Below are 9,455 nucleotides of genomic sequence, written 5' to 3'. Positions count from 1 at the left end.
GGCTCGACCGACGAGTCGGGGGGCATGGTCTCGACAGGCTCGACCGACGAGTCGGGGGGCACGGTCTCGACAGGCTCGACCGACGAGTCGGGGGGCATGGTCTCGACAGGCTCGACCGACGAGTCGGGGGGCATGGTCTCGACGGGCTCGACCGACGAGTCGGGGGGCATGGTCTCGACAGGCTCGACCGACGAGTCGGGGGGCATGGTCTCGCCGGGCTCGACCGACGATGCCGCGTCGACGACGTCGGCCGCGCAGCGCAGCCAGTCCAGCAGCCGCAGCGTGGAGAGGCAGTCGTAGCGGTTGTAGTCGGCGATGCCGCGCAGCAGGGCGTCGGCCTCCTCCGTCCGCCCGGCGTCGCGCAGTGCCGTGAACTCGGCGTACGCCACGACGGACGCCGCCGCGGTGGTGACGTCGCCCGAGCGCAGCTCGTCGCCCATGTACAGCGGCTCGAGCTTCTTGATGGACTTGGACCGGTTCGAGATCCGCAGCGAGGACCGGACGACGGCGTAGAGGTCCACGAGCACGCCGTCGCGCAGCAGCTGGTCCACCTCCTCCTCGTACACCCCGTGCCGGGCGGCGATGGACAGCAGGTGCACGCGCTCGTACGACGCGTAGTGGTAGACGTGCAGGTCCGGGTACCGGCGCCGACGGTCGGCGAGGTAGTCGACGAAGTCGATCAGCGCCTGCCGCTCCTGGGGCAGGTCGTGCGCCCAGAAGGCGCGGAACGGCGGCGCGCCCCCATCGGACATGCCGTCGGACGCCGGGCGCTCGACCAGCCCGAAGAGGTAGTCGAGGCCGGTCTGCGCGCCCCACTGCTCGCCCTGCGGGTCCGACCACAGGGGGTCTCCCTCGAAGTCGAAGAACACGTCGCCCGGGCTGGGCGGCGGCAGCCGGCGCACGAGCGAGGTTTCCGGGAGCGACCACCGGATGGTGGCGGGCCGGCCGTGGTCGTCGTACGCGACCTCGCCGTCGCCGGGGCTGGTCCCGAGCTGGAGCCGTGCCTGGTCGCGCAGCCGCTCGAAGCTCCGGGCGGGCATGCCCGCGGGCGGCTCCTCGGCCGCGGCGAGAGCGTCGATCGTCGTGATCCCGCCCGCGACGAGCCGCGCCCGCTGCGCCTCGTAGACGCCGCCGACGAGGAGCACGTCGCGGTGGGCGGCCGCCTGCTCCGCGCACGCGGCACAACGCCCGCAGGCGGTGAACCGCTCGTCGCCCCAGGCGAGCGGGCCGTCGTCGGCCCGGTGCTCGGCCACGACGGTGCGCAGCCGAGCGCTCCGCTGGTGCAGCACGGGCAGCAGCTCGGCCAGGCGGTGGCTGGTGGTGACGCGCGTGCCGAGCACGAGGTGCACGGCGTCGGTCGGGTCCACGTGGGCCGCCACGAGCTGGTCGGCGTACGCGGCGAGCTGGAGCAGCGCCGTCACCTTGGCCCGGCGCGCGAGCTTCGTGTCGAGGACGGCGTAGCGCGGCATCGCCGCCGCGGCGTGCCCGCCCGGGCGTCCCGGCCCGACCTCGGGGTCGCCCAGCGGGTCGCGCAGCAGGAAGTCGGCGCGACCGTGGAAGTCGCCGTCGAAGAACGTCGCCTGCGAGACGACGTCGGCCCCCGCCTCGATCGCCGCGAGCGTGGCGCCGTGCGCGGCCTCGAGCTGGTCGCGCGTCGGGCGCCCGACCGGCGGCACCTCGACGACTCCCCCGCCACCGCCCGGAGCGGCACGCCCGTACCGGGCCACGTAGTCGTCGAGCACCCGGCGCTCGTGCGCGGCGCCGAGCGCCGCCGTCCGGGCGAGCATCGCGTCGTCCTCGTGCTCGCCCCGCGGGACGCGTCCGAGCAGCTCGTCGAGGCGGTGCAGCAGCCGGAACTCGCACTCGGCGGCCACGACGAGGTCGCTCGCGGAGTGCACCACGGTGGGCTCGGCCGTGAGCGTGGAGGTGGGCAGAGCCGCGTCCAGGAGGAACATGCCCCCGGTCTACCAGCGGCGACCGACACCGCCGCGCCACCCGCCTTCCAGCACGCGATCCCTCGCGGCATCGGGATCGGCCTCTCGTCTGCCCGGCTCGAGGTGCAGCGCATCGCTGGGGCGCGCGCGACCTGGCCGGGCCGACGGGCGTACCCCGTCGCGTACGCCGGGTTCCGGGCGCCCCCGGTGGTGGCGGCGGTCACACCGCCGTTCACGACGGCGAAGCTCTTCGGCGTCCTCGTGGTGCTCGGCGTCGTCGCGACCGGCGTCGTCGTGGCGCACTACCGCAGCACCTCCCGGGGGGCCGACACCGGGGTGCAGCCCCCGGCCTGACGAGCCGGCGGGGACCTCTCTCCGTCGTAGGGCGGTGGTCGCGCGACGGCCGACATGGACCGGAGCGCCCGGTTTCCGCCATAGTAGGGGCCGCTCGACGACGGAGGAGTGTCATGGCTGTGCGTTTCAACCCGCCCCCGGGGTGGCGGGTGCCCCCGGGGTTCCGGCCCGACGCCGGGTGGGGCCCCGACCCTGCGTGGCCGCCCGCGCCCCCCGGGTGGGACTACTGGGTCGACGACCAGGCGGCCGCACGCCCGGCCCGCCCCGAGTCGCCGGCCGAGGCGACCACGATCATGGCGCCCATCCGCGCCGCGGCCTCCGCCCCGTCCGCGACGCCGCCGCCCGCCGCGACCGTGACGTACGGCGAGCCGGTCGCGACGCTCGCGCCGCCGCCTCCCCCGCCGCCGCCGGCGGTGCCTTCCGTCGGCCCGCTCGGCGGCTCGCTGGAGGGCGGTCGCGAGTCGGCCTCGCCGGTCTCGGCGGCGCTGCGCACCGTGGGCGACAAGCTCCGCGACGCCGGCGACCGCCGCAGCGCGCAGCGCGCGCAGCGCGCGCAGGACGCCGCCGCGGCAGCCGCGGCCGCTGGCGCGCCACCCCGCGCCGGGGCGACGCGCACCGCCAGGCCCGCGCGCCCGTCGAGCATGCTCATCACCGGCGTGGCCGTGGCCTGCCTCGCCTTCGGCTGCATCCTCGGGGTCACGGTCTCGATGATGCGCAGCTCCGACGCCGCGCAGGCGCTCGTCGACGCCGACCGCAAGGTCGCCGCGGCCGAGGCGAAGGAGGCCGAGGCCACCGAGGCGAACGAGAAGCTGGTCGCCCAGCGGGCCGACGTCGAGAAGCGTGAGCAGGAGCTGAAGGAGCGGGAGAAGGCGGCCGAGGCCCAGGAGACCGAGCTCGCCTCCAAGCAGCAGCAGCTCGCCGACCAGCAGTCGCAGGCCGACCAGCAGCAACAGGAACAACAGCAGCAGGAGGAGCCTCAGGAGGGCGCCGCGTGGTTCTACTGGGACTGCAACGCCGCGCGCGAGGCCGGCGCCGCCCCCATCCAGAACGGCCAGCCCGCCTACCGCGGCGCGCTCGACGCCAACGGCAACGGCATCGCCTGCGAGGAAGGGGAATAGGCCCTCAGCGCGTCCAGGGCAGGCGCAGCTGCCCGGCGACCAGCTCCACCAGGCGCACCGAGTCCGCGTCGGCGGGTTCGAGCCCGATGACGTCGCGCTCGGCGGCCGAGAGGTCGCCCGGGCAGTAGGCGCGTTTGACGTGCACCGCGACGTCGTCCTTCGCCGGGTCCGCGCACGCGAGCTCGATGGGCTCCCCCACCGGTTCCCAGTAGCTCAGTGCGACGTCGGCCTTCTCGCCCTCGCAGGTCGCGGTAGCGGCGGCCTCGTGCGCACTGCCCTCGGCGTAGAACACGTACGTGCCAGGGTCAAGGGGGCCCGGGATCTCCCCGGCCCACTCCGGGACCTGGGTCGCGGCGACCCCGCGCCACGCCGCCTCGAGCCCTTCCAGGAAGTGCGACCACTCCGTGCCGGTGCCCGGGGACGCGAAGTACGCCCCCGTGGTCGGCGGGTTCCTCGCGTCCTCCCGCGCCCGGGCCACGACCCCGTCCGCCATCTCGGAGGTGATCCCCTGCCCGTCGACGGACGGGTCGGCGGCACGAGGGTCGAAGGCGATCGTGCGTTCCGCCGCGAAGGAGACGTCGGGCTCCTCCGGCACGACCACCCGGTCGGCCCACATCACGATCGGCGTGACGGTCTCCCTGCGCCAGGTCACGTCGACGAGCCGCGGGACGCACGCGCTCACGGGCTCGGGCTCGGGCGCGGCCGACGTGATCGCCGTCGCGGGCCCGACGGCGCCGCGGTCGTCGCGCAGCGCCGGAAGCTGCTGCGCCCCCACGCCCACGACCGCGAGCGCGGCCACGCACCCGGCGGTCGCGGCGGCGCGGTGGCGCACCGTCTTGCGGCGGCTCGAGCGCAGGGCGACCTCCAGGTCGAGGGTGGACGGCGGGACGTCGGCGGTGGCACGCCGCAGCCGCGCGACCAGCTCGTCGTCGGACGGCCGGTCGTCGGACGTCGGGTCCGGCATCGGGGAACGGCTCATCGCGTGCCTCCCAGGGCATCGAGGTCGAGGATCGCGCGCAGGTGGGCGAGGGCGCGGGAGGAGGTGGACTTCACGGTGCCGCGGGGGATGCCGAGCTCCCGCGCCACCTCCTCCTCGGACAGGCCGATCAAGTGCCGCAGCACCACGACCCGGCGCTGCCGCAACGGCAGCAGGAGGAGCGCCCGGACCACGGCGTCGCGCTCCTCGACCACCCGCGTCCCGGGCGTGCCGGACGCAGGCAGGCCCGAGCGGTTCGCCGCGTCGGGGAGGAGGTCGGGGCCGGTGAGCACCTCGCGGCGGGTGCGACGCCAGTTGTCGATCCGCAGGTTCGCGAGCACCCGGCGGGCGTAGGCGAGCGGGTCGCCCGCCCGCGCTCGGGACCACGACCGGTAGGTGCGTTCGAACGTCTGCTGCACCAGCTCCTCGGCACGGTGCCGGTCGCCGCACAGCAGGTAGGCGGTGCGGTGCAGCGGGTCTGCCGCCGCGGCCATGAACGCCGTGAACTCCGCGTTGCGGCTCGCGTGCGTCACGCGCACGTCGACGAACGGCACGTCGTGCCGCCGGTCAGGCAGGGTGCCGGCGGCAGCGGCGGCGTCGCTCGTGGTGGTCACGACCGGTACACGCAGCAACCGCCGCGAAGGTTCCACCGGGTTGCGACGACGTCGGGCAGGGTCGCGGCCGACCTCAGCCGATCGTGACCCTCGCCGTCGCGCCGTCGGTGAACGTCACCTCGGCGGTGTCGCCGAGCGACGCCTCGCCCGGCGCCCAGGCCGCCCACCAGCCGTCCTGCACGGTCGCACGGACTCGTTCGCCGGACTCGTCCACGAGCTCGACGGCGACGACGTCGGCGCCGGCCTGTCCGTAAGCGGAGCTGAGCGCGCCGTCGCCCGTGTCGCCCTCGGACCACGAGGCCGTGCCGGACTGCAGGGAGGTCACCTCGCGCGCGCCGGGCTCCGCCGGCGCGGACTCCAGCACCGCGTCGCCCGTCACGACATCGCTCGCACCCGACGCCTGGGTCGTGACCAGGCACTCCCCGACCGCCGTGTCGCCGGTGAGCAGCACGTAGGTGTAGTCGCCACGCTCCTCGGCGAGCACCGGGCTGATCGGTACGTCCGCGACCTGCGGCCCGTCCGCGCCCTCGGAGATCTGGTGCGCACTCGTGTCGCACGCGGAGGCCCGCTCGGTGGCGTCGGCGGCGGACAGCACGGTGGGGGTCGCCGTCCAGCTCGCGTACGCGGCGGGCGCGCCCAGGTCGGTCACGGTCGCCACGACCGCGACCACCACGACGGCCGCCGCAGCGGCCCCCGCGAGGACGGCCGGGCGCGGGGTGCGCCGGATCGGCGTCGCCGACCGCGGCGAGCCGAGGATGGCCAGCAGGGCCTCGTCGTCGGCCCGGCCGGGGGCCTCGATGTCGTGTGCGGGGTCGAGGCCGGCGAGCTCGACCATCATCGGGGACTTCATCGCGCCTCCTGGAGCTTCTGCAGCACGCTGGCCGTGTCGGCCGGCAGGCCGGAGAAGGCCAGCAGCCGCTTGCGGGCCCTGGTCAGACGGACGGAGAAGGTGGAAGGCCGGCACCCGAGGACGCGCGCGCCCTCCACGGTGGTGAGCCCGTCCCACGCGACCAGCGCGATGACCTCTCGGTCGGCGTCGGAGAGCATCCCCCACGCGCGCCGCAGGTCGGCCCGGTCGGCCGCGAGATCGGCGGTGCCTTGCTTGGCCGGCTCGGGCTCGCGCTCGAGCCGGACGCCGAGCGCCCGCCAGCGCCCGTGGGTGCGCAGGTGGGTGGCCAGCACGTTCCGGGCGACGCCGAACAACCACGGCTTCGGGTCGTCGGGAACGTCGGCGAGCCGGCGCCACGCGACCAGGAAAGTCTCGGAGACGACGTCGTCCACGAGGGCGGGATCCACCCGGCGCGCCACGAATCTCGTGACCGCCTCGTGCTGATCCACCCACATCTGCGTCAGCAGCTCGCGGGCACGTGCGTCGTCCACCTCAGACCCTTCCGTCCTACCACTGGAGTTGCCGGCAACCCCCCGAGTGCTACACGGTAGTCATCGCGAGGGGTCGACGACGGTGCCGCCACAGCGCGCCGGAGCCCAACCAAGGAGTGACATGAGCCGAGGCAGAACCGTCCACAGAAACATCGCCGCAGGTCTGGGCGTCACCGTGCTGGCGTTGGGGCTGTCGCTCGGTGCCGCGACAACGTCACAGGCCACAGCCGGTGCGTCCGAGCAGGTGGAGAACCTCCCCGGGGTGCCCGCGCCCGGCAGCGCCGCGAGCGACTGGGAGGCCTGGGCCGCGCAGGAGCGGGCCGACGCCGAGGCCACCGACTGGGAGGCCGACGCTGCCGCCCGCGGGTGCACGCTGAAGGACGTCACGATCTCCGACGAGGTCGACGCCGACTACAACGCCGCGATGGGCGCCCCCGCCGACCTGGCCACGCACCGCGTGGACCTCCTGGAGAGCTGCGACGACACGGCGACGAAGGCCGCCGGGGCAGCCGGCGCCTCGCCCCTCAGCCTCCCCGCGGGCGACCAGTGCGAGACGACGTCGGGCCCCGGCACCATGTGCCTCACCAAGAGCAGCGGGCGCATCTACGCGTCGTGGAAGTACCGCGGGTCCGGCTCGGTGCGCGGCTTCGTGCGCATCTACCGCGTCTCCTCGAGCGCGAACGGCTGCCCCACCGGCACCACCTGGCTCACGGGCGGCAGCGCCACCTGGGACAGCGGCGACACCCGCACCATCTCCAAGACCCGCACGTCGGCCGGCGGCTACTCCGCGCACATCTGGAAGAAGGTCACCATCGGCCACAAGGACTGGGGTGGCGCCTGCGCCACGCTCTGAGGCTGATCGGTGACCAGCGACCAGCTCGGGGTGGCGATCTTCTGCCTGTGGACGGCGGTACTCCTCGCCGTCCCTGCGGCCACGGTCGTCCTCGCCCTGCGTCGGTACGGGCGCCTGACCCCCACTCAGCTGGCCGTGACCGGGGCGGCCACCGCCGTGCTGGCGGTCGGGTGGTGGCTCAGCCTGTCGCCCGTCGTCGTGGACGGGACCACGTGCATGTCGGGGTCGGCCGCTGCCGGGCTCCTGGACGACAGCCTCGACATGACCGACCAGGCGATCCCCGAGGCCGCGCGGCTCGCGTGCCGTGGCCTGGCGCGACAGATCGTCGGCGGGTGGGCCGCCGCCGGGGCAGCCGCCTTCGCCCTGTGGTTCGTCACCCTGGTCCGCAAGCCGCGGCGGACACCCGCGTCCCCGGCCGTGGGGGCCGCCTCCTGACGACGGCCTCAGAGCACGTGTGCGAGGAAGTCCTGCAGCCGCGGCTCGTTGGGGTTGTCCAGCACGTCGGCGGGTGAGCCCTCCTCGACGATCGCGCCGTCGTCCATGAAGACGACGTGGTCGGCGACCTCGCGGGCGAAGCCGATCTCGTGCGTCACGACGATCATCGTCATGCCGGACCGCGCCAGGTCCTGCATGACCGCGAGCACCTCGCCCACCAGCTCCGGGTCGAGCGCGGAGGTGGGCTCGTCGAAGAGCATGAGCTCCGGGTCCATCGCGAGCGCCCGCGCGATGGCGACGCGCTGCTGCTGGCCGCCGGACAGCTGCGCCGGGTAGAACTGCGCCCGGTCGCCGAGGCCCACCCGGTCCAGCAGCTCGAGGGCTCTGCGCCGGGCCTCCGCCCGGGACAGCCCGCGCACCTGCACGGGCGCCTCCATGACGTTCTCCAGCGCCGTCTTGTGCGGGAACAGGTGGAAGCGCTGGAAGACCATCCCGATCCGGGAGCGCTGCTTGGCGATCACCTTGGGGTGCAGGCGGTGCAGCACGCCCTTGGCGTCGCGGCGGTAGCCCATGAGATCGCCGTCCACCTGGACGGAGCCGGCGGTGATCTCCTCGAGCTCGTTGACGCAGCGCAGCAGCGTGGACTTGCCGGAGCCGGACGGCCCGAGGACGACGGTGACGGAGCCGCGCGCGACGTCGAGGTCGATGCCCTTGAGCACGTGGACGGCGTCGTGGCCGCGGCCGAACACCTTGTGCACGTCGCGCACCTCGACCATCGGTTCCTGAGCCTGTCGAAGGGCGACAGGCTCGACCGGCGAAGATCCGGTCACGGGGTCACCTCCAGGAAGGGGTCGTCCTTGGTGGTGCCGGACGCGCCGATGAGAGCCTGCTTGCTGGGCCTGCCCCCGCCGCGCGGGCCGCGACCGCCGCGGCGACGGGTCGCGCCGCCGTCGAACCCGCGGCCGTAGTACCGCTCCAGGTAGTGCTGGCCGATCATGAGGACCGACGTGATGAGCAGGTACCAGAGCGCGGCGACGATGAGCAGCGGGATGGGCTGGAAGATGCGGTTGCCGATCGCGTTGGTGGCGTAGGTGAGCTCCAGCGTGAACGGCACGGCCAGCACCAGCGACGTCGTCTTGAGCATGGAGATCGTCTCGTTGCCGGTGGGCGGCACGATGACGCGCATCGCCTGCGGCAGCACGATACGGCGCAGGATCTTGCCGTCCTTCATGCCCAGCGCCTTGGCGGCCTCCGTCTGGCCCGGGTCCACCGACGAGAGGCCGGCGCGCACGATCTCCGCGAGGTAGGCCGACTCGTTGAGCGCGAGGCCGAGCAGCGCCGCCCAGAACGCCGTGATGACGTCCTGCGTGGTGAACGTGAGGAACTCCGGGCCGAACGGCACGCCCAGGCTCAGGCGCGGGTACAGCACCGACAGCAGGCCCCAGAACACCAGCTGGGTGTAGATCGGGGTGCCGCGGAAGAACCAGATCCAGAACCAGGACACCCCGCGCATCACGGGGTTGTCGCTGCGCCGCATCACGGCGAGCATCACCGCCAGCACGATGGCGAGCACCATCGAGCCGAACGTCAGGACGAGCGTCCAGCCCACGCCGCGCACGACGACGACGTCGCGCAGGTAGAGCCAGACGGTGTCCCAGCGGAATTTTGGGTTGGTGACGAGCGCGTTGACCGCCATCGCCACGAGGACGAGGACGATCGCGGCCGACACCCACCGGCCCGGCCGGGGGACCGGCCGGGCGTGGAGGGGTTCGGGCATCTGGTCGGGCACAG

Annotated in this window: 11 protein-coding genes; 4 read left to right on the top strand and 7 right to left on the bottom strand. The window is 74.3% G+C overall.

Annotated features, from left to right (window positions below):
- Nucleotides 1–1,955: TM0106 family RecB-like putative nuclease (locus AC1C2V_RS12465; RefSeq protein WP_495389938.1), on the bottom strand; the 1,955-nt coding region annotated here is incomplete at its 3' end.
- A gap of 102 nt (nt 1,956–2,057) precedes the next feature.
- Here AC1C2V_RS12465 and AC1C2V_RS12460 point away from each other — a divergent pair.
- The gene (locus tag AC1C2V_RS12460) at nt 2,058–2,288 is read left to right on the top strand and encodes a hypothetical protein (RefSeq protein WP_495389937.1); all 231 of its coding nucleotides are present in this window, start codon (nt 2,058–2,060) and stop codon (nt 2,286–2,288) included.
- Between the two features lie 113 nt (nt 2,289–2,401).
- Nucleotides 2,402–3,406 (top strand): excalibur calcium-binding domain-containing protein, encoded by a 1,005-nt coding sequence (locus tag AC1C2V_RS12455; RefSeq protein ID WP_495389936.1) that lies wholly within the window; start codon nt 2,402–2,404, stop codon nt 3,404–3,406.
- 4 nt (nt 3,407–3,410) lie between these two features.
- Here AC1C2V_RS12455 and AC1C2V_RS12450 read toward each other — a convergent pair whose 3' ends face one another.
- The 4 genes from AC1C2V_RS12450 to AC1C2V_RS12435 all read right to left on the bottom strand — a co-directional run bounded on the left by AC1C2V_RS12450 (nt 3,411) and on the right by AC1C2V_RS12435 (nt 6,376).
- The gene (locus tag AC1C2V_RS12450; RefSeq protein WP_495389935.1) at nt 3,411–4,385 is read right to left on the bottom strand and encodes a serine/threonine-protein kinase; all 975 of its coding nucleotides are present in this window, start codon (nt 4,383–4,385) and stop codon (nt 3,411–3,413) included.
- Nucleotides 4,382–4,996 carry a SigE family RNA polymerase sigma factor gene (locus AC1C2V_RS12445; RefSeq protein ID WP_495389934.1) on the bottom strand — a complete coding sequence of 205 codons (615 nt, stop codon included), beginning with the start codon at nt 4,994–4,996 and terminating at the stop codon, nt 4,382–4,384. The genes AC1C2V_RS12450 and AC1C2V_RS12445 overlap by 4 nt, the downstream gene beginning before the upstream one ends.
- A 73-nt stretch (nt 4,997–5,069) precedes the next feature.
- On the bottom strand, nt 5,070–5,846 hold the full coding sequence (locus AC1C2V_RS12440; protein WP_495389933.1) for a hypothetical protein: 777 nt from the start codon (nt 5,844–5,846) through the stop codon (nt 5,070–5,072).
- Nucleotides 5,843–6,376: an RNA polymerase sigma factor gene (locus AC1C2V_RS12435; RefSeq protein ID WP_495389932.1), complete on the bottom strand. Its 534-nt coding sequence runs from the start codon at nt 6,374–6,376 to the stop codon at nt 5,843–5,845. The genes AC1C2V_RS12440 and AC1C2V_RS12435 overlap by 4 nt, the downstream gene beginning before the upstream one ends.
- A gap of 121 nt (nt 6,377–6,497) precedes the next feature.
- Here AC1C2V_RS12435 and AC1C2V_RS12430 point away from each other — a divergent pair, with 121 nt between their 5' ends.
- Entirely contained in the window at nt 6,498–7,229 is a 732-nt protein-coding gene (locus AC1C2V_RS12430) for a hypothetical protein (RefSeq protein WP_495389931.1), read from the top strand.
- Between the two features lie 9 nt (nt 7,230–7,238).
- Complete coding sequence (locus AC1C2V_RS12425; protein ID WP_495389930.1) at nt 7,239–7,664, top strand: hypothetical protein; 426 nt, start codon at nt 7,239–7,241, stop codon at nt 7,662–7,664.
- A gap of 8 nt (nt 7,665–7,672) precedes the next feature.
- On the opposite strand, the gene AC1C2V_RS12420 is transcribed toward AC1C2V_RS12425, so the two are convergent.
- A complete protein-coding gene (locus tag AC1C2V_RS12420; protein ID WP_495390155.1) occupies nt 7,673–8,440 on the bottom strand; it encodes an amino acid ABC transporter ATP-binding protein in 768 nt (255 codons plus the stop codon).
- 50 nt (nt 8,441–8,490) lie between these two features.
- On the bottom strand, nt 8,491–9,441 hold the full coding sequence (locus AC1C2V_RS12415) for an amino acid ABC transporter permease (RefSeq protein WP_495390154.1): 951 nt from the start codon (nt 9,439–9,441) through the stop codon (nt 8,491–8,493).
- Nucleotides 9,442–9,455 lie beyond the last annotated feature (14 nt).

It is taken from the genome of Isoptericola sp. Y541 (genome assembly GCF_059445465.1).
The sequence above is the reverse complement of the archived record's forward strand: the minus strand, read 5'-3'. Positions and strand labels throughout refer to the sequence as shown.